At 60.7% G+C, this 20,694-nt stretch carries 15 protein-coding genes and 1 tRNA gene; 10 read left to right on the top strand and 6 right to left on the bottom strand.

What is annotated here, in order from left to right; all coding sequences use genetic code 11:
- Positions 1-98: 98 nt before the first annotated feature.
- The 3 genes from V3572_RS02940 to V3572_RS02930 form a co-directional block, all read right to left on the bottom strand.
- Positions 99-1,718 carry a DNA repair protein RecN gene (locus V3572_RS02940; RefSeq protein ID WP_332109479.1) on the bottom strand — a complete coding sequence of 540 codons (1,620 nt, stop codon included), beginning with the start codon at positions 1,716-1,718 and terminating at the stop codon, positions 99-101.
- Between the two features lie 46 nt (positions 1,719-1,764).
- Entirely contained in the window at positions 1,765-2,601 is an 837-nt protein-coding gene (locus tag V3572_RS02935; RefSeq protein WP_332109478.1) for an ABC transporter permease, read from the bottom strand.
- 96 nt (positions 2,602-2,697) lie between these two features.
- Positions 2,698-3,696 carry an ABC transporter permease gene (locus V3572_RS02930; protein WP_332109477.1) on the bottom strand — a complete coding sequence of 333 codons (999 nt, stop codon included), beginning with the start codon at positions 3,694-3,696 and terminating at the stop codon, positions 2,698-2,700.
- 167 nt (positions 3,697-3,863) lie between these two features.
- Here V3572_RS02930 and V3572_RS02925 point away from each other — a divergent pair.
- Positions 3,864-3,939: transfer RNA gene (locus V3572_RS02925), tRNA-Ala, on the top strand.
- A 98-nt stretch (positions 3,940-4,037) separates the two neighbouring features.
- Here V3572_RS02925 and V3572_RS02920 read toward each other — a convergent pair.
- Together V3572_RS02920 and V3572_RS02915 are read right to left on the bottom strand one after the other, a co-directional pair.
- The gene (locus tag V3572_RS02920) at positions 4,038-4,217 is read right to left on the bottom strand and encodes a tyrosine-type recombinase/integrase (protein ID WP_332109499.1); all 180 of its coding nucleotides are present in this window, start codon (positions 4,215-4,217) and stop codon (positions 4,038-4,040) included.
- 147 nt (positions 4,218-4,364) lie between these two features.
- A complete protein-coding gene (locus V3572_RS02915) occupies positions 4,365-5,864 on the bottom strand; it encodes an MFS transporter (RefSeq protein WP_332109476.1) in 1,500 nt (499 codons plus the stop codon).
- A gap of 403 nt (positions 5,865-6,267) precedes the next feature.
- Between V3572_RS02915 and V3572_RS02910 the strand changes: the two genes are divergently transcribed.
- The 3 genes from V3572_RS02910 to V3572_RS02900 all read left to right on the top strand — a co-directional run bounded on the left by V3572_RS02910 (position 6,268) and on the right by V3572_RS02900 (position 9,666).
- Positions 6,268-6,888 (top strand): TetR/AcrR family transcriptional regulator, encoded by a 621-nt coding sequence (locus V3572_RS02910; RefSeq protein WP_332109475.1) that lies wholly within the window; start codon positions 6,268-6,270, stop codon positions 6,886-6,888.
- Positions 6,889-7,901: 1,013 nt separating this feature from the next.
- A complete protein-coding gene (locus V3572_RS02905) occupies positions 7,902-8,435 on the top strand; it encodes a hypothetical protein (RefSeq protein ID WP_332109474.1) in 534 nt (177 codons plus the stop codon).
- A gap of 400 nt (positions 8,436-8,835) precedes the next feature.
- The gene (locus V3572_RS02900; RefSeq protein WP_332109473.1) at positions 8,836-9,666 is read left to right on the top strand and encodes a DUF4405 domain-containing protein; all 831 of its coding nucleotides are present in this window, start codon (positions 8,836-8,838) and stop codon (positions 9,664-9,666) included.
- 386 nt (positions 9,667-10,052) lie between these two features.
- Here V3572_RS02900 and V3572_RS02895 read toward each other — a convergent pair whose 3' ends face one another.
- Positions 10,053-10,736: a tRNA-dependent cyclodipeptide synthase gene (locus V3572_RS02895; protein WP_332109472.1), complete on the bottom strand. Its 684-nt coding sequence runs from the start codon at positions 10,734-10,736 to the stop codon at positions 10,053-10,055.
- Positions 10,737-11,316: 580 nt separating this feature from the next.
- On the opposite strand from V3572_RS02895, the gene V3572_RS02890 reads away from it, so the two are divergent.
- The 6 genes from V3572_RS02890 to V3572_RS02865 all read left to right on the top strand — a co-directional run bounded on the left by V3572_RS02890 (position 11,317) and on the right by V3572_RS02865 (position 20,677).
- Positions 11,317-12,099, top strand: a complete 783-nt coding sequence (locus tag V3572_RS02890; RefSeq protein WP_332109471.1) for a class I SAM-dependent methyltransferase — start codon at positions 11,317-11,319, stop codon at positions 12,097-12,099.
- 170 nt (positions 12,100-12,269) lie between these two features.
- The gene (locus V3572_RS02885; RefSeq protein ID WP_332109470.1) at positions 12,270-14,243 is read left to right on the top strand and encodes a sensor histidine kinase; all 1,974 of its coding nucleotides are present in this window, start codon (positions 12,270-12,272) and stop codon (positions 14,241-14,243) included.
- Positions 14,236-14,871, top strand: coding sequence for a response regulator transcription factor (locus V3572_RS02880; protein ID WP_332109469.1), 636 nt, complete (start codon positions 14,236-14,238; stop codon positions 14,869-14,871). Before V3572_RS02885 ends, V3572_RS02880 begins: the two co-directional genes overlap by 8 nt.
- A gap of 605 nt (positions 14,872-15,476) precedes the next feature.
- Complete coding sequence (locus V3572_RS02875) at positions 15,477-17,261, top strand: NHL repeat-containing protein (protein ID WP_332109468.1); 1,785 nt, start codon at positions 15,477-15,479, stop codon at positions 17,259-17,261.
- A gap of 433 nt (positions 17,262-17,694) precedes the next feature.
- Positions 17,695-18,243, top strand: coding sequence for a cysteine hydrolase family protein (locus V3572_RS02870; RefSeq protein ID WP_332109467.1), 549 nt, complete (start codon positions 17,695-17,697; stop codon positions 18,241-18,243).
- A 928-nt stretch (positions 18,244-19,171) separates the two neighbouring features.
- Entirely contained in the window at positions 19,172-20,677 is a 1,506-nt protein-coding gene (locus V3572_RS02865; protein ID WP_332109466.1) for a metallophosphoesterase, read from the top strand.
- The last annotated feature ends 17 nt before the right edge of the window (positions 20,678-20,694 follow it).

Below are 20,694 nucleotides of genomic sequence, written 5' to 3'. Positions count from 1 at the left end.
TTCGTACTCAGAGCGAAGCCTACGAGGGGTCCAGGGGGCGCTGCCCCCTGGTGGCGCTGGGGCATGGGGAGGCGGCGACGCCTCCTCCCCATAACGCGCTATTCCCGCACCAGGTGCCGGGCCAGGGCTGCGCCCTTTTCGCCGCCTCCGGCCATGCGGGCCAGTTCGTCGGCCACCTGGGCGGGGTCCAGGCAGGCGCAGCGGGTGGAGGTGGTGTCGGCCTCGATCTCCTTTTGCACCTGGAAATGGCGGTCGGCCTTGGCGGCCAGTTGCGGCCAGTGGGTGATGAGCACGATCTGGGATTCCCGGGCCAGGGCCACCAGCCGGTCGGCCACGCTGCCCAGCGTCAGCCCGCCGATGCCCGCGTCCACCTCGTCGAAGATCAACGTGGGCTGCTCGGACTCGGCGCGCAGGCTGGTGACGGCCAGAAGGAACCGCGACAGTTCGCCGCCCGAGGCGATCTTGTCCAGGGGTTGGGCGGGCTGGCCGGGGTTGGGCTTCCACAGGATGCGGGCCCGGTCCTCGGTGAGCGGCGCGGCGAGATGCGGCGCGGCGTAGACCGTGGCCGGGGTGAAGTCGAACAGGATGTCCAGTTGCGGGGCGAACCCCAGGCCGGAAAGCTCCGATTTGAGGCGCGCGGACAGGCGGTCGGCGGCCTCGCGCCGGGCCGCGGACAGGGCCGTGAGGGTCTCGGCCAGGGCGTCGCACAGGGTCCGCTCCTCGCGGCGCAAGGCGGCCAGGTCCAGGCCGCAGACGTCGAGGAAGTTTAGGTTCTGTTCGATCTCGACGTTCAAATCCACGATCTCGTCCAGGGACTTTTTGAGCTTGCGCTTGAGCTGCGCCAGTTCGAACAGCCGCGACTCGATGGCGTCGGGATCGTCGTTCAGGGCGGCGGCCAGGGGGGCGGTGCGCAGACGCTGGCCCAGGTCGCGCAGGGCGTGCCGGGCCGAGGCCACGGCCTCGCGGTCGGCGGCGAAGGATGGAAAGGCGTCGGCCACGGCCCCGATCTCGCGTTCCAGGTCGGCCAGGAGGCGCACCGCCCCGGCCTCGGAAACCAGCAGTTCCATGGCCCGGCCCACGGCCTCGCGGCCCTTTTTGGAATGGGCCAGGGCGGCCTTGCGGGCCATAAGCTCGTCTTCCTCGCCGCGCACCGGGGCCACCCTCCCGATCTCGCCGCGCTGGTATTCCAAAAGTTCGCGCCTGGCCGTCAGGTCGCGCACCCGGTTCTCGATGTCCGCAATGCGCCCGGAGAGCAGGGACAGCCTGTGCAGCAGGCCGGTCTTGTCTACGGGCAGATGGGCGGCGGGCGGGGCCAGGAAGGCGTCCAGCAGGGCGGCCTGGAAGGCGGGCTGGAGGAGCTTTTGCTGCCCGTGCTGGCCCACGTGCATGAGCAGTTTGGGCCGCAGGTCGCGCAGGGATTCCTGGGAGGCCATCCGGTCGTTGATGGTGATGCGGCTGCGGCCAGTGTCGGCGGCCAACTCCCGGCGCAGGATGACCTGTTCGTCGTCCAGGTAGAACAGGGCCTCGACCACGGCCTTTGCCGCGCCCGGGCGCACCAGGTCGGCGGACATCTTTTCGCCGGTGAGGAAATTGAGCGCGCCGACGATGAAGGATTTGCCCGCGCCGGTCTCGCCGGTGAGGGCGTTTAGGCCCGGGGCGAATTCGAGCTCCATGTCCTCGATGAGCGCCAGGTCTTTGATGCGTAGAAGTTCGATCATAGTGCCTGCGTCCTGTTCGGCGAAAGAGGGGATGGCCTGGGGGGCGTCATCGTCTGAGCCTGGGGTCCAGGATGTCCCGCAGGCTCTCGCCCAGAAGATTGTAGCCGAGTACGGTGAAAAGGATGGCCAGCCCGGGGAAGATCGACAGCCACGGGGCGATCTCCAGCACGTCTTTGCCCTCCATGAGCATGTTGCCCCAGCTCGGGGTGGGCGGCTGCACCCCAAGCCCCAGAAAGCTCAAGGACGACTCCACCAGGATGGCCCCGGCCACGCCCAGGGTGGCCGACACCAAAACCGGGGCCAGGGCGTTGGGCAGGATGTGGTGGAACAGGATGCGCGCCGTGCCCGACCCGGCCATCCGGGCCGCCAGAACGAATTCCCGGTTGCGCAGCGTCAACGTCTCGGCCCGCACCAGCCGGGCCACGCCCATCCAGGAGGTCAGCCCGATGACCACCATGATGTTCACAAGCGACGGCTCAAGGAAGGCGATGACCGCCAGGATCAGGAAAAAGGACGGGAAACACAGCATCACGTCCACCCCGCGCATGATGGCCTCATCCACAAGGCCCCCGAAATAGCCCGAGACGAGCCCCAGCGCCAGCCCGATGGCCACGGACAGCCCCACGGCCACAAACCCCACCCACAGCGACACCCGGCCGCCGTAGAGCATCCGGGCCAGCACGTCGCGGCCCAGGGCGTCGGTGCCCATGGGGTGCGTGAGGCTCGGCGGCTGCAGGATCGCGTCCACGTCCAGGCGGGTGGGGTCGTGGGCGGACAGAAGCGGCGCGAAAAGCGCCCCCAGGGACATGACCCCCACCAGCACCAGCCCGGCCAGGAACATGCCGTACCGGGACCAGAAGAAACGGGCCCGCGAGGCGCTCATGACGCCCCCCCGGCCCGGCCCGGGGAAAAGGCCGGAAAGGCCGTGGCGCCTGGGCGCGGCGTGAGCGCGCGGCGCGGCCGGTTCGGGAAAACGGCGCTAGTCATCGCTGTCGCCTCCGGCCCGCACCCGGGGATCGGCCAGGGCGTAGCCCACGTCGGCCAGGAGGTTTCCGCCCAGGGTCAAAACGGCCCCCAGCACCAGATTGCCCATGATCAGCGGATAGTCCCGGGACATGACCGCCTGATAGAAAAGCTGGCCCAGGCCCGGCAGGGCGTAGATGGATTCGATGATCACCGAGCCGCCGATGAGCCCGGGCAGGGACAGCCCGAGGATGGTGATGACCGGCAAAAGCGCGTTTCGCAGGGCGTGCTTGAAGATGACCACGCGCTCGGGCAGGCCCTTGGCCCGGGCGGTCAGGATGTAGTCCTGGCGCAGCACCTCGAGCATGGAGGAGCGCATGAACCGCGACATGCCGGCCAGGCTGCCGAAGGTGTAGATGAAAATGGGCATGGCCAGATGCCGCAGGAGATCGACAATCTTTTCCAGGGGGCTGAACTGGGCGAAGTCGAGCGAGGTCATGCCGGAGATGGGCAGGATGGGCCAGCTTATTCCAAAGGCCAGCATGAGCAAAAGCGCCAGCCAGAATCCGGGCATGGCGAAGCCGAGAAAGACCAGCACGGTGGTGGCCCGGTCGAAGAGGCCGCCCTGTTTGTTGGCGGCGATGACCCCGATGGGGATGGCGATGGACAGGGTGAGGATGAGCGAGATGATGTTCATGCCGATGGTCAGGGGCAGGCGTTCCTTGATCTTGTCCCAGACCAGGCGGTTGTCGCCGCTTAAGGACCGGCCGAAATCGAAGCGGGCCATGCGGGAGAGCCAGTCCAGATATTGGACGTGGATGGGGCGGTCCAGGCCGTAGATTTTTTCCAGGCGCTGCCGGGTTTCGGCGGTGGCGTAGGGGTTGAGCGTGGTCTGGAGATCGGTTGGCGAACCCGGGGCCAGGTGGATGACGCCGAAGCTGAGGACGGTGATGCCGAGCAGGATGACGGCGACCCAGAGGGTTTTGATGGCGATGGCGCGGACGAGGACGAGCACGCGTTCTCCTTGTGGGGCGCGGCGAGGGCGCGGGGGTTACGCGGGGGGAATCTACTGAAAACGGGGCGTGATGGGAAGGGCGGCGGCGCGGGAAGGTTTTTTTGCGGACATTTCGCCCCAGGGTGTTGACTTCGGGCGGTATGAGTGGCACAAGGCATTCCTCGCACGGGGCTGTAGCTCAGTTGGGAGAGCGCTTGAATGGCATTCAAGAGGTCGTGGGTTCGATTCCCTCCAGCTCCACCAAGAATTTTAAGGGGTTAGGTTGTCAAAACCTAACCCCTTTTTTCTTATGGTCAACCTCTTGGTCAACATTTTTGGTTCACCGCCCGACCCGGCCAACCTTACCGGGTAAGCTCCGGCAATAGCCCAACTGCCCGTCTTTTCGCACCTACCAGGACATGCCCGTACTGGTCTAAAGTCATCTTCGTGGACGCGTGTCCCATCAGCTTTGACGCCGTGACCGCATCGCATCCTTCGTAAAGCAGGGTCGCGCAAAACAGGTGCCGGATGTCATAGGAGATTACGGACCGGTCAATATCCTCTTAGTGGCTCGAGACGAGAGAGGTTTTAGAGAATGGGGCAATCAAGGTCAGTCTTGGCGTGGCCCTCTTTCTCACGGTGGCTTATCGAAAATGATCGTTTGTGAGAGTTGCAGCCATGCCGTCAGCTTAGCGAACGGTTTTTCGCGAATACTGAGGGAGCTCTAAAAATTTCCAGTTGTAAACTGCCAACACAACGGAAATGATGAGGCAAGCCAATCCCGCGATACGCATGGCGCTTTGAAAACCGTATGCTATGGCCTCGCGGTAGCAATGTGGTGGAACCACTGCATCAGTTACGTGATCAAAAACAAGCACTTGGGCGTGACGGACTGCTTCCGGAATTCCAGCTTCGGCCAACTGGAGAGATGCATGACTCACGGCGCTGGCTCCGAGCAAAGCCCCCAACACGGCAATCCCAACTGCCATTCCGCCCTGCCGTAGAGAGTTCATCACGGCGGACGCGGTTGCAAAGCGCGGTTTTTCCACCGCGTTCAAAACGCATACGCTTGTAACCGGCACGGCTATGCCCATACCGACTCCCATCACGCTAAGCATAGACCCGGTGTACACATAACTCGTCCCGGCGTCGGCAAAGCCTAACATGACCATGGCCGCGCCGATTATGGCATAACTCATGACCATCAATCGATTTGTTCCAATGCGGATATGCAACCAGCCGAAGAACACCGATACTACTCCAGTAAGCAGAAACTGCGGCATCATCCTAAATCCGGCCTGAGAGGCGCTTACACCCTGTGCCTCCTGGAAGAAGAGCGAAAAAAAGAACAGGCTGCTGTATGTTGAAAAGCCGAGCACAAAAGAGGCAATATTCGGCATGGCGAATTCTGATTTCTTGAATAAAAAAAGGGGCAATAGCGGGTTATTCGATCTGGCCTGGAAAACCAAAAACACGCCGAACAAGATGGAAGCCGTCGCAAAGGGAACTGTTACTTCTGGCGATAGTATGCCGGCATGTCCGGCTTCTATAAATGCATATGTCATGCAGCCAAGCCAGATAATACTCAATATCTGGCCCGTAACATCAAGGCGGAGGTCTTTCTCAACGGCAAATTCGCTCATGCCCCAGCCGCCCAGCAAAAAAGCCAGAACGCCAAGCGGAATATTGATCAGAAAAATACTCGGCCAGCCGACATAATCCACGAGAACCCCGCCAAGCGAAGGGCCGATTGCCAGGGCGATGGCGGAGAACGCCGACCAGGCGCCTACCACCTTTGCCCGTAGCGTGGCATCGTCGAATGCATGGAATATAATGGACATTGCTCCGGGGATTATCACAGCTCCAGCCGCCCCTTGAATACTTCGACCAATAAGAAGCAGCGGCATGTTCCCCGTAATAGCGCAAAAGAATGAGGCTAAGGTAAAAAGAGCGATCGCCAGCATCCAGATTTTTTTTAGCCCGTATTTATTGCTGAGCCCGCTGGCTGACAGCATAAAAGCGGCAAGACAAACCGCGTAAGAGTTGATAATCCATTGCAGTTCTGCAAGCGTTGTGTCAACGTCCGCCTGAATGGAAGGCAAGGCCACGTTGACAATGGTAACGTCAATATCGGCGATAAATGTTCCAAAAAATGCCGCCAAAGTCAGCGAAACAAGTTTTTTGTTCATATCATAACACCTTCTGTCTCCTGTTTAGGGTGGAAATGCTGAGGACGTAACATTGATGGCGTCGTAAAAACTTCGATCTACTGCGTCGAGTCCTTGTCGTAATGGGTTCTGATGAGGCGCAAGATATGCTGGATCATCTTGGCCGCCGTGTCCCTGCCCCGGAACACCGCGTCGATGATTAAGCTTCCCCAAGTCATCTTTAGAGGCTGAAAATCGATGGCTTTTCGGAACTCTATTTTATCACAGGTTTTTTTGCTTTGTGACACGTCCTCGGGCCGAAGCAGCCCTCTTTTTGCAAACTACAGACCGACCGTCGGTTTGTCAACTTGCAAAAAAGATTGCCTTTGCGGAGCCGGTGTGAAACTTTTTCCGAAATTTACGTGCAAGAATGAGGAATTTCCACATGTCCAAAGAAGTTGACGTGGGGGGCGCCCTCCCTCGGCGGCAGGCAGGCGGACGCACGCAGGCCAAGGATAAACGCCGCGCGACGCTACTGGACACGGCACAGACCGTTTTCCTCGAAAAAGGCTACGAAGCCACGACGGTAAACGACATTCTCGACGCGGCCGGTCTTTCCAAGGGGGGCTTCTACCACCACTTCAAGTCCAAGGACGACGTGTTGGACGCTCTGCGCGTTCGCTATACCCGCCGGTTCTTGTGCACGGTGGAGGCCCGTGTCGCGGCCCTGCCCGCCGACGCCATGCAGGAGCGTTTTCAGGAATGGATCAGGGCCTATCTCGACGCCTATTTCGCCACCTACACCGTGCACGATCTGGTCTACCATTCCGTGCACTGGAACCGGTCCAGCGAAGACCGCGAGGCCGTCATCGCGAGCGTCGCGCGGTTGCTGGAGCAAGGCATGACCCAGGGAGCCTGGCGCCTTGCCGCGCCCAAATTCACCGCCACGCTTATCTACGCGGCGATTCACGGCATGGCCGACGAGGCCATTGCCAGCCGGACGGATAATCCGCCCGAGGTGGCGCAACGCCTGCACGCGGCCCTGCGCCTATTGCTCGCGCCCTGACCCCGTAACCGCTCACAGCGTCGGCTTTGTCAACCTTGAATCCAAGCGATGTCAGGGCTGGCGCCGGAGAAGAAGGCGGTCATGGTGTCCACGAGGACTGGAAATGTTCTTTTGCCGCGCAGTCGGCAGGGCCTTGTGGCGGGAAGCCGCTTGACACCATCCATCCCCTCATATCGCGTTCAACGGGCATGTATTTTCCTGGGAATGGGACATACTGGCGCAACTGTGCAGTGAACGACAGGAAATGCCTAATACAACAGATTAAGTTCAAAGTTTCTTCGCGTGGATTGCTGGTGTGATGTTCGGAAAATCTTCAGAAGAATAGACACGGGCTGAGCAGAGATCGTATGCCCCTGACACCGCCGCCCCCAGCGGGCCAATACTCACGCTGCAACATATCCACATCCGCCTCGGATTCCTTGGAAGGGCCGGGCCGCCAAGGAAGACGCCGTGTGGCGTCCGGCCATCCAGGTTTCGACCCTGGTGCGGGCGCTTGGGTGGGCCCGCTTCCCCGTGGGGAACTCGTTAGCACTATGTCTGGACATACCTCTAGCCCTACCTCTTCGGTTGGACAGGGTGTCCGGTCTAAACGGGGGCTACTCCAGCCTCATCACTCCCCATGCCGCAAGAAGGGCCTGTGTAGGCGCTTACGGATGATGTCGCCTCGTGAGTTCATCCGGATATGTGTCGCTGACGAGTCACGGCGGCGGTGCGTGGCCAACGTTCTTAAACTGGTGTCCGGTTTAGCGGGGGCAACTCCACCGGAACTGTCAAACTTTAGGAGTCCCCCGGCAGAACCGGGGGTTTACCCATTATTATTATGGGCTTCCCTCTAACTCTTTCCTTCAAGGACTACTTTGTAGGCGCCGTGCCGGATTCGGTCCAAGGTCGCGGCCTCCGGCATGGAAATCCAGGGCCCCTCGTGCAGGGGAGGATGACCCGCTTGCAGCTTGACAGCAAGCGGAATTTATGCTGTTAATGGGTAAAGGATACTTTTTACCAGGTGAGGAAAAATGATACGCGCGTCAATGTTTTTTTGGATTTGTATTTTGACGTCGATCTTTTCAAATGGCCACGCCATTGCAGAAATCAGTGTATACGACAGGAGTAATACATTTTTAGGATATCTGGTTGATATCGACAAGGGGTATTTGGTGACAATTTTTGAGCCAAACAGTAAATCGTTTGCGGTGTTGGCTCCAACACAATACTCTGACAGGTTTGAGACAAAAGAGTCTCGAACGTTGCTATTTGAAAACACGAGTTGTACCGGGCAAGCCTATATCGAAGATATCACTGCAGTTCCTATGGTGATAAATTTTTTTGGTGTTTTTTATAGGAGAACAGACGATCCTATTGAAGAAATTCATGTGAGAAGTAGAACAAAAGGACCATGGTCTTGTGTAAATTATGAAGATATAACAGCTGGATATAAAGCTGTGAAAGTATCATTACCGTTCCGTTGGGAAATCTCGGGGCCTCTCAAAATCAGTCATGATACAAATCAGTCGAAAACAGTAGTTGTCGTGCCGTTGTCAAATAATTAGAGGCCTAGATGGATAATTTCCATAATAATCATATAGTTGTACAGTGATAGTATTCACCCTGACACCGCCGCCTCCATTGAGCCAATAATCACGCTGCAACAAATCGTCCTCGGCCTCGGATTCATTGGAAAGAACAGGCCTTCATGGAAGACGCCGTGGCGTCCGGCCGTTCAGGTTTCGACCCTGGTGCGGTCGCTCCCCATCTTCTTCCAGCACAAGCACTGGCGCTGAGGTAGGCACATTTCCAGCCACAGCGAGGCGCCAAGGCCTGTGCCTTTGTCCGCCCCAGCACTGCCGGACAGACATTCTGTTGCGTCACGTTTCGGCATGGACATCCTTGTCAAAATTTGCGTATTTATCAGAGGTATCGCCAACCAACGCCGACAAAGGAACACGCCACATGCTTCGAAAAACCGTATCCCTGATTTTGGCCTTCTCCGGCGTCTTCGTCCTTTTGACGAGCGTCGTGCTTTACATCGAACCCGAGGGCCGGGTGGCTTATTGGGCAGACTGGAAACTGCTCGGGCTTGACAAGCCCCAGTGGGGTGATCTGCATGTGACGACGGGCTTTTTGTTTCTCGTCGCCCTGATTCTGCATGTCTGGCTCAACTGGAAGCCGATTCTGTCCTACATGAAAAACAAGGCCCGTGAGCTGACCGGGGTCAACGCGGCAAACCTGACCGCCTTGGCCGTCACCCTGTACGTGGCCATCGGTACGCTTTTCGGCCTGCCGCCCATGCGACAGGTTATAGAACTCGGCGCCGCTATCAAGGACTCCCATGTGGAGACCTACGGCAATCCTCCGTACGGCCACGCCGAGCTTTCCACCTTGGAGCGCTTCGCCGCCTTCATGAAGATGGACCCGGAAAAGGCGCTTACGGCGCTTCGGGAAAAAGGCTTCAAGGCTGAGTCCGCGAAGATGACGCTGCGCGACATGGCCGATGCCAACGGCGTCACGCCCAAGGCCCTGTACGTCGCCATGAGCGACGCGACCCCGCCGGTACTGCCCGACAGCGCGCCCGAGGGTACGGGCAAGCTGCGACTTGGCGATCTGTGCAAGCAGTTCGGCCTGGACGCCCAAGCGGCTGTAAAAGGACTGGCCGCGACACATATCCAGGCGTCGACGGACCAGACCATGAAGGAGATCGCCTCGGCGAACAACCTGTCGCCGACCGAGGTTTATCAGGCCCTGCGCGCATGGTCTCTGTCCAGGAAACCTGCCTCCGACTAGGAGCCCGGCGGCCTGGGCTACGGGTGCATGACCCTGGGCGAGGCCATGGCCGAACCCACACCAGACGCGACGAGGTGCAGCCAGTCCAAAGAATCTCATTTGTACAGCGAGAGTATTCACCTGACACCGCCGCCCCCAGCGGGCCAATACTCACGCTGCAACATATCTTCTTCCGCTTCGGATTCCTTGGAAGGGAACAGGCCTTCAAGGAAGACGCCGCATGGCGCCCGGCCGTCCAGGTTTCGACTCTGGTACGGACGCTTGGATGGGCCCGCTTCCCCTTGGGGAACTCATTAACACTTTATCTGGACATACCTCTAGACCTATCTTCTAAGTTGAAGAGGGTGCCAGGTCGAATTGGGGGCTACTCCATGAGGCTTGTCGGCTCAGGCGTACATCTCGGCATGAGCCAGGGGGCCATGGAAAAGGAACTGCCCATAGATGTCCTGAAAAAAATCCTGTTGCAGCAGTTCCCGGGTCAGGGTGGCGATGCTGCCCGGATACACGCACAGATCGTAGTGGACGCCCTTGTGCATGAATCCGCACAGAAATTCGGAAAGCTCATACAAGACGTAGTTGCACAGGGTGAGGCGCTTTTCTTCATTGAGCCTGTGGATGATGCTGCCGAGATTTCCTGATACGGAATTCACGATATAGTTCCTGAACGCCTCGTTTTTCTGGAAATGGTCGAAGACGATCCGCGTATTGTGGAAATAGGCCGCGTCCATGATGTCCGGCCATTCCAGAATGACGACCTTTTTCCGGTCGGCGGCGGGCAGCGTGGCCAGGGCCTGGCGGCAGGAATCCAGGATGACGTCGGATTGCCGGAAGGCCTTGCTGATAGCCTTCTCGACGTTGGCCTTATCGAACACCTCGTTGTTGATCCGCTGCAGGATGTCCACAACAAGCAGCGCGAAGCCGTCACGACAGAGTTGCGCCCCCCAGGAGGCAAAGACGGCGATGTTTTCCGGAGTGAAGTATTTGTTGTTGATGCTGATGCCGAGATACGGATTCCAGTTTCCGGATTCGATGGCCGCACGCGTCGTATTGAAGATGTCTCTGAATTCCATGATAATCCCCTGGCTGCTGTTTGAGCGCACATCATGCCCCGCCGCCCCGGGCCGGTTCACCAGGCGAACCGTGTCCGTCACGGCGACGGACAACGGCACTGTAAACATCTTTCCCCGGTTTTCCAACAGTGCAGCCCGCAGGTAGGGCAACCCGCGCCGCACCGGGCAAGGGGCTTCGCCGGAAGGGGGGCGAGAGCTCGGGGCAAAGCGGCCGTGGGCGCATTTTTCGGCCCACTCCCTGGGGCTTTGCTGCTGCGCGCCAGCCGCCTTGCTGAGGCCGCCAGCACGATCAGGGCGGTCACGCGCAGAGGCGACGGCCGCCGGGATGACGTCGCCTCTGTCCGCAAAAGAAGGGTCGCCTTTTCCGGAATTCCGCGATGAACCAAACGTTGGCCCGGTTGCCGGAGGTCACGCCGGGCGGTATCTTCTGCGGTGACAGTTGTGGCATGTTCGGTGTACGCTTTCCCATAAGATGCCCAAGAGGCTGAAGGGCGGCCGGACTCGCGGCATTGTCCTCGCGGACAAGGGCTGGCGCGGGTGGGCGGCGCAGCATCGGTCGACGAGGAGAAAGCGATCTGAAATGAACGAGACGACCCCTGAAAAAGCGGCGGGCATGCCCCCGGACGACGGCAAGGACTTCTGGAACGAAAAGGCCAAGACCTTTCCCCGCTACGAGGCGGGCGAGGACAATTACGAGGCGGGGATAGTACGCATCATCCGGGAATACGGCGTGGATTTTCGGGGGCGCACGGTCCTGGATGTGGGCTGCGGCTGCGGCATGTACACCATCCGCCTCGCCAAGGAAGCGAGCCACGTCACCGCCGTGGACATCTCCGAGCAGATGCTGCACATCCTGCGGCATGATGCGGAAAGCCACGGGCTTTCGAACATCCGCTACGTTCTTTCCGGCTGGGAGGAGTTCGAGAACCATGGCTGCTACGATGTCGTCTTCTGTTCCATGACCCCCGCCATCCACGACGACGCGACCAGACGCAAGCTGCTCCGCCATGCCCGTGGCTGGACCGTTTTTATGGGCTTTGCCGGACGCATGTCCTCCAACGTGCTCAACGGGTTGTTTGCGCATTATCAGGTCACGCCAAAGGTTTTCAACAACGGCCCGGAGATGCGCCACTGGCTGGAGGATCAGGGCATCAGCCACATCAGCCGCCTCATCGAGGGGCAATGGGTTGTGCCCGCGACCCGGGAAGGCATGATCAGCTCCTGCACCTCCATGCTGATGCCTTACGGCGTAACACCCGATCCGGAATATCTGAAGGAGTACATCGAGCAATTCCGTACTGATCCGGAGAAATACGTAGAAACCACCGACTATCGCATTGAACTGTTGTTGTGGGAAAAATAGCTGGCGTCTAGCCGTGCCGCCTTATGCTTCCGGACGGAAGAAGGCGGGAAGCGAACGTACCGCGAGAGTATCCGCCGGACACCGCCGGTCACGGCGGGGCCTTGGCGAGGCTGCCGCCCCTTCGCTTCTTCTTCGGGCCACGTTCGGAGACGCCTCCTGAGGGCATGCCCATGAGTTCACATGTCCGGCCGTTGCTGGCGTCGCTGGCCGTCCCTCTGGCGCTTCTGCTCCTTCTGCTCGGCTTTGGATGCGCCCCACGCGACAAGGGCGCGCCCCTTGCCCGGGATGGCGTGCTGGATCTTGCCGACTGGGACATGGCCCGGGACGGCCCGGTCGCCCTGAACGGGCAATGGGAGTTCTACTGGGACCGGCTGCTTTCTCCCGAGGACTTCAGACCCGGCCTCGCCCCGCCCCAGCCGTCCGGTTTCATGAATCTTCCCGGCACGTGGAAAGGCCAGATGCTCCACGGCCAGCCCTTGTCCGGCCAGGGCCAAGCCACCTTCCGCCTACGCCTGTCGCCGGGGCCCGGGGTTCGTCGGCTGGCCCTGCGGCTTATCAGCATCCATGCCGCCTACAGGCTGTGGGCCGACGGCAGGCTTGTCGCCCAAAGCGGCGAACTGGGACGCAGCTCCGCCGCCGAAACGCCGCAACGCTCCCTGGTGATGGCCCGGGTAGACAGCCAGGGGAAGCCCATCGATCTGGTGCTGCAGGTGTCCAACCATGCGTTTCGCCGGGGAGGGCTGCTTTATCCGGTCCTGCTTGGCCTGCCGGACCAGTTGGAACGGATGCATAGCCGGATCTGGTCCTGGGGAATGTTTTTTGTCGGCAGCCTGCTGATCATGACCGCGTATCATTTGGTTCTCTATTTCCTGAAGAGAAAGGAATCATCCACCCTCTATTTCAGCCTGAATTGTCTCTTGTTGATCTGTTATTATGTGACATCTGATCCGTCAGATTGGTTGATAAATTTGTTTGTCATGAATGCTGATCCAGGAGTTATCCAAAAAATTTCAGTAATAAGCTATCCTGTTATGTCTTCTGTGGCATACAGATTCTATAGATCTTTATATCCAGTTGAATTTTTGCGTTTCGTACAGAATTTGTGTGACTTGCGTAACATTACTTTTGTTTTAATTGTGCTGACGCAACAGGATCTTGTCATTTATTCCGTGCTGTACTGGTTCGCCCTGTCCACCGTAATTCTCAATGGCTATTTCCTGACCATGCTTATCATCTGCGTGCGACGGGGTCGTGATGGCGCCAGTTTGCTTTTACTGGGATATCTTTCCTTTTCGGCCGCCACCTTGAGCGAAATTTACGGACATATCATCAGCTTTTACGAGGGGAGCATCCTCCTGTTCGGCTTTCTTGCCTTTGTGTTGTTCCAGGCCCTGGCCCTGGCCCAGCGGTTCGCCAATGCGTTTACGGCCGTGGAGATCCTGTCCGCCGACTTGCGGGCGGAAATCGACGAGCGCGCCCGGCTGGAGCGGGAGATCGTCAACGTCAGCGAGGAGGAGCGCCGCCGTTTGAGCCACGACCTGCATGACGGCCTGTGCCAGCAACTGGCCGGAACCCGGGTGCGCTGCGCGGTCCTTGCCCGGCGTCCCATTGCGGAGCCGGGCGTGGCGTCGGAGGTCGCGGAAATATTCACGCTGCTTAAGGACTCGGTCAGTCAGGCCTACGCCCTTTCCCGGGGATTGTGGCCGGTGGAGCACGCCCCGGGTGAGGTCGAAGCCTCCCTGGCCGAACTGGCGCAGCGCATGGAGCAGGCCAGCGGGGTGCAGATACGGTATGCCGGGACGTTGTCCTGCGCACACTGCCGCAATGAACATCTTGTCCAGCTCTATCGCATCGCCCAGGAGGCGGTGACCAACGCCGTCAAGCATGCCCGCCCGGCCCGTATCGACATATCCCTTTGCTGCGGGCCGGATCGGCGGCTGACCCTCGCCGTGCGCGACGACGGCGTCGGCCGCCAGGCGGCGGCCCTGACCGCAGGGGGACTGGGCATGCGCATCATGGCCTATCGGGCCAGGATGATCGGGGCGACCCTTTCCATAGAGGACGTCGCCGCTGGCGGAACCATGGTGGTCTGTTCCCTTTTGTGCGAGACGGACAGGATGAACCAGGAGGTTTTTGATGGATAAAGGCGCAACATTCAGCATACGCGTCTTTCTGGTCGACGACCATCCCGTCATGCGCAACGGCCTCTCCCTGCTGCTTGAGCAGAGCGGCCATGGCGTGTGCGGCGTAGCCGGCAGCCGGGCGGAGCTTCTGGCCTGCCTGGACGAGGCCCGGGCCGACGTGGCTTTGGTGGATTTGTCCCTGGCCGAGGAGTCCGGGCTCGACCTCATCGACGACCTGACGTCCCGCAACGTCCCGACGCTCATCTATTCCATGCACGAGGACAGCAGGTCCATCGAGCGGGCCTTTAATCGGGGGGCGATGGGCTACGTCACCAAGCGCGAGGTGGAAGACGTCTTGCTTCAGGCCCTTGCGGCGGTCTCGGCCGGGAACCGCTTCGCCAGCCCCGAGGTTCTGCGCAGTCTGGCCGGACGGGTGCTGGCCCCGGAGCAGGGAGAGGCCGCCCCCTTGAGCCAGCGGGAGGAGCAGATCCTGTGCAGGCTCGGGCGCGGCGAGACCAGCTCCGAGATAAGCCGGGCGCTCAACATCAGCGCCAACACCGTGGAGACGTATTACGGCCGCCTGATCCGCAAACTCAGGCTCTCCAGCATGAACGAGCTGCGCAAGTTCGCCATCCGGCGGCACGGCTGACCGGACGGCGCCGACGGCCCCCCGGGCCTTTTTCGTGTCGCCGCCCGGACGGGGAGACCCGTATTGCGTAAGAAACGCCTGGGCGTTTCGGGCGAGGGCTCTGCGTCCACGCCTGCCCGGACGTTTCGGGCCTGACGCGAGGCCCGGGCGAACCCGCCTGCCGTCTTGCCGGGACATCCCGGTTTCCCCTCCCCCCTGGCCCGGCGCGGCCCCGTGTCCCCGAATTCCGCTACGCAAAGATCATGGAAATCCTTGACAGACCCCCTGACGGTTTCGGGTTATCTGTCGGCATGACAGCCTCTGGTTACTTTGGGAAAAATTTCGGAATACGCAGTGTTACGATCCGTATGCCTCTTTTTCAACGCGTGGAGGGCGGCCATGGGCGGACGCTCTTCCTCAAACCCCGGCCCGGTCGACCTGGCGCCGCCCGCCCCAAGCGTTCGGGACGCATTGCGGACGAAATCGGCCGCCGTATGCGCTGGGGAGCATCTCGGAAGGCGCTTCGCCCAAAGCGCCAGGGAGTCGCCACCATTGTCGGCAGTCCGGCGTATTCGCATGAAACCGTATTCACGCGGCAGTCGCGCAGAAGCACATCGGGAGGCGTTATGAGGCGTAAAACCATTTCCATCCTTTTCGTCTTTGTTTTCGGCCTGTGGGCGACGGCGGCCTTTGCGGCGAGCCAACTGGTCTTTTCAAGGTTTGCGCCAGTCGACACCAGTCAATTCACCTACGGGGCGGGACTGCCGAAAAGTACTGTCGTCAAGAGCGATGGCACGATATATATTCTCAATGTGACATATAACGAAATAGAAAAGCGCGACAGCGCCGGGAACTGGACGACCATCGCCGGTCCGGACGCAACTGTGGGAAAACTGACGAATGTGATCGCTGTGGATGATGCCGGATCAATTTATTCTGCAGACAGCGCAAACAGCTCCATATTGGTCGGGGATGGGGCCGGGGGCTGGACGACCCTGGGGTCCAGCGGCTCCGGCGACGGCCAGTTCTCGCAGCCCTGCGGGGTCGCCGTGGACAGTTCGGGACAGCTCTACGTGGCCGACAGCGGCAACAACCGCATCCAGGTCCGCAACACATCCGGCGCGTGGACGTCGTATGGATCTTCCGGAACGGGCGCAGGCCAGTTTTCGTCTCCAATGGGCGTCGCCGTGGACGCATCCGGCAATATCTACGTAGCGGACTCCAGCAACAACCGTATCCAGGTCAGAGACGTCTCCGGAACATGGACGCCGTACGGCTCTTATGGTACGGGGGTCGGAGAGTTCAGATGGCCGACGAGCGTCGCTGTGGACGGATCAGGAAACATCTATGTGGCGGATAGCTATAACGGCCGCATCCAGGTCCGCGACACGTCCGGCGTCTGGACGGCCACCGCCATCGACAGCTTGATAAATCTCTACAGCTTGGCCTTGGACGACTCCGGCACGATATATGCCGCCAGCGATAGCGTATTTGTCGGCACGATGGCCACCGTAGGCGTTTGGCCGATATTCTGGGGCGCCGCAAGCAGCTCGGTGGGCTATTTCCTCAATCCATGCGGCCTGGCTGCGGACGTATTGGGCAACATCTACCTCGCCGACCAGGGAAATAGCCGCATCCAGATTCGCGGCCCAAGCAGCGTCTGGACGGCCATCGGCGCCGAAGGCTCCGACCTCGGACAATTCCTTGGCCCGGCAGGCGTTGCCGTGGACACTGCGGGCAACATCTATGTGGCCGATTCCGGCAATTCCCGCATCCAGATGCGCAACACGTCCGGCGTCTGGACGAGCCTGGGCGAAGCGGGAAGTAATGTCGGAGAATTCCTCCAGCCACTCGGCATAGCCACGGACGGGTCCGGCAATCTTTATGTCGCCGACATGGGGAACAACCGCATCCAGGTTCGCGATACCTCAGGCGTTTGGACGGCCATCGACGCCCCAGGCTCCAGCCTCGGGGGATTCTCCATGCCGAGCAGCGTGGCAGTGGCCGCCACTGGAATGCTCTACGTCACCGACATGGGGAACAATCGCATCCTGATCCGGGACGCCGCCGGGAATTGGACCGCAACCGGCGCGGAAGGCGCCGCCGCAGGCCAGTTTCAATACCCAAGCGGCGCAGCCGTGGACAGTTTGGGCCGCCTCTATATTGCGGACATGGGAAACAACCGCATCCAGGTCCGAGACGCATCGGGGAATTGGACAGTCTACGGCGGAGGCGCAACCGGCAGCGAGGCGGGGAGGGATGACGGACAATTCAACGCGCCCCAGGGTTTGGCCGTGAGCAAGGCGGGCATGCTCTATGTGGCGGATATGAACAACAATCGCATCGAGGCGGCGAGAATCATGGCCGATACGGTCACGCCGGCCCCCTTCCTGCTTCTGCTTATGGAGTAGGCGCCAGGAAGGAGGACGTTTTACAGGAGGTTTCGGTTGAACCGGTGAACAGGGGTCAGAATCCGAATGCGGTCTGGCCTTGGGGCATGCCGGAACGTTTCGTCAGAAATCACGGGTAGTTCGCGGCCAAATCATCGCACGCCAAGGAGGGCCAGGCCCTTCCGCCCGTCGGCTTGGCCGCCGCTGACGACGCAAAGCACCGGTTTCGAAAAACCGGGGCTTTGCCATCCGTCTGCCCCATCCCCTTTTCTGACGCACGGAAGGCGGGTACACTCCCACCGCCGACAATGGAGCGCCATCCCCGCCCGCGCCCGGGGCTTTCTACGCGTTCGGACCATGTCCGCGCCATGCGGGCCGACGGCTGGCCAACGGCGGCAGCGACGCCACAGGGGGACAAGCGCATCAATCGCAGGGAAAATATGAGGTGTGAAGCATGAAAAGCGCACTCGTCATCATCGACATGTTGAATGACTTCCTCCTGCCTTCCGGGAAACTGTTCTTCGCAAAGGGGCAGGCGGTGATCGGCCCCATTGCCCGACTCAAGGCCGCTTTTCGCGGCTGCGGGGCCCCGGTCGTCTATGGCGCCGATGCCCATTCGGAGGATTCGCAGGAGTTTTCGGCCTGGGCGCCCCACTGTCTGACAGGCTCGCCCGGGGCCCGAATCGTTGCGGAGTTGTCCCCGGAGGCGGGCGACATCGTCATCTACAAGGATGCCCTGAGCCTTTTCCAGGGCGGCGTTGCGGAACGCGTCCTGCGCGGCCTCGATGTGTCCCACCTCTTTCTGGTCGGCGTGGCCACGGAATACAGCATGAAAAGCTGCGCCCTGGACGCCCTGGCCTGCGGCCTGACGGTGACCATGGTGTCGGACGCCGTGGCCGGGGTGGATCGACGGGAGGGCGACGCGGAACGGGCCCTGGAGGCCATGCGCGACGCCGGAGTGCGTTTTACGACCGCCCAATCCCTGATTGCCTCCCTGTCTTGAGGGCGGCTTCCGGGCAACCGGCGGGCGTTTTCTCCCGGGCGACGTTCGTGGTCCAGGCTTTGGAGGACGTGCTCATGGGAAAGCCAGGCAGGCCAGATCTTTTCGATGTTGGGCCGCAAAGGAGTTTTCTCCTGGACAAGTATTTTGAGAAACCCCTGGACAACCTTCCGGCCCGGGCCTATATATGAATTGCGTCCCAGGTGGTTTTAGGTTGCAACCTCAACGGAGGCGAGACCATTGGGCAATAAAGAAGCGGAGAAGGCCTTCTGAAGTAGAGCATAACCAGGCCGGTGAAATCGAAAAAACTGGCAAACTTAAGGTGGAGTAACCACCAGCTCTACAGAATTGGCTGAAACAACTGCACGAAAACGCAAAAAGAACATTGAGTCTAAACCTACTGGCCCCGTCCATCATGGATGGGGCCTTTCTTTGTGCATGGGTGGCGGTCGTGAGGTGATTACCTCCCACCCCTCGCCGCGAGCCTCAGTCCAGCCAGCGGCGGCCCTTGCCGGGATTTTCTCGCATATCGATGGGGCCAGCCTCTTTGAGCACGCCGCCAGCGGCAGCATCTTCCCCGGCAGCAGGCAATCAGGGGAAAGGGGACGGCGACACCATGCCCTCCTGTCTCCATCCGTCCCAGGTTTGACAGAAAAAGTGGCTTCTTCTATGGAATAAGAAGTTTGAGGAGGGTTCTTGCGCAGGACATGTCAGAGCAGGGAAGGCGCGCTTTAGGGAAGAAAAGGACTCTGATCCCCGCCGTGCAGTCTGTGATGGCCGTCGCACGCGCCATGGCAAAGGGACATGGTCCACGGAAGTATTCCATTAAAGCGTTTTGGCCTCCACTGCCCAGAGGGGCCATGCCTTTTGGCGTATACGGCCCAGACGTTACGGACCAAAGGTTGGACACACGCAACCGGACGGAGGGAGCATGATCGACCCAAAGCATGCCTTACGCCATGGCGATGCGAAGGCCCAGGTCATCGGGCGCAGGGCATTTCTGCACTTTGCGGTCTCCGGGGCCGCCGTCCTGGCCGCGCCGCTTTTTTGCGGCAACGGCCTGGCCTGGGGCGCGAGACGGCAGGCCCCCCTGTCAGACGCCTCGGCCTCGCCCGCAGGCGCGGTTTGCCCCGACGGCGATCCGGCGTCGTTTACGCCCGTAACGGCGCAGCGCGGCGGGATGTTCCTGCTTTTTTCCGACGTCCATTTCGACCCCTTCGCCGACCCGGCCAAGGTGTCGGTCCTGGCGGCCGCACCGGCCAGCGCGTGGCGCGGCATCCTGTCCGACGCCGCCGTCTGCAGTCCCTATGGCCAGGACAGCAACGACGCCCTCTTCCAGTCTTTTCTCGACGACATGGCCCGCCGGGCGCCCCGGCCGGACTTTCTGCTCTTCCCGGGCGACCTGCTGTGCCACGACTTCTGGACCACCTATCCCCGGTTGACCGGCGACGTAACGCCCGAGGGGCTTCTGGCCTTCATCGCCAAGACCGCCGAATATGTCCTCACCGAGGTGACAAGGCGGTTCCCGGATGCCCCCCTGTACCTCGCCCTGGGCAACAACGACAGCTTCGAAGGGGACTACCGGATCGCCCCGAAAAGCCCCTATCTCTCGGCCACAGCACCCCTTGTGGCGAGGCTGGCGCTCAAAGATCCGGCGGCGCGCGTCCCTTTTCTGGACTCCTATCCGCACGACGGCTGCTACACCGTGCCCCTGCCCGGGCCGGGGGGCGGCAGGCTCATGGTGCTTAACAACATCTTCTGGACCAAACGATCCGGGCGTGAGGCCGCCGGGAGGCGGGTGTTGGAGTTTTTGGATAACGAGCTGCGCCAGGCCGAACGCCGTGGGGAAAAGGTCTGGCTCATGGCCCATGTCCCTCCCGGGGACAACTCCAAGGCCAGCGCGGCCAAGTATGTGAAAAAGGGCAAGGACGTCTTCGACCCCATGTTGACCGAGGCCTGGAACGACGCCCAGGCCGGATTGATCGTGAAGTACGCCGCAACCATCAAGGCCAGTTTTGCCGGGCATGTCCACCGCGACGAGTTTCGCCTGATGCGCCCTCGAAACGGCGACCTGCCGGTCGCCGCCATGCGCCTGGGGCCGTCCATCTCCCCGGTTACGGGCAACAATCCCGGCTACCAGGTCTATTCCTACGACCGGGAAACCCTCGAACTGCTGGACATGACCACGCACTATCTGGACATCGCGGCAGCCAGTCCGGCCTGGGCGACCGAGTACCAGTACTCGCAGACGTATGGGCGGGGATTGCGTTCGGCCACGGACTGGCAGGAGATGTATCAGGGCCTTGTGGCCTGTCCGACCCGGGGACAGGCGTTCGCACAGGGGTTTGACCTGCGAAGCGCCCACATCGATGAGGTCAACGGGCGCACCTTCCGCATATTCTGGGACGCCCTGAGCCTGAGCGTGGATACCCTGTAAGGTCGCCGGGGACGTTC

The sequence above is a fragment of the Desulfolutivibrio sp. genome (assembly GCF_036584575.1).
In the GTDB taxonomy this organism is placed as follows: domain Bacteria; phylum Desulfobacterota; class Desulfovibrionia; order Desulfovibrionales; family Desulfovibrionaceae; genus Desulfolutivibrio.
This window is presented reverse-complemented; position numbering and strand designations above follow the sequence as displayed.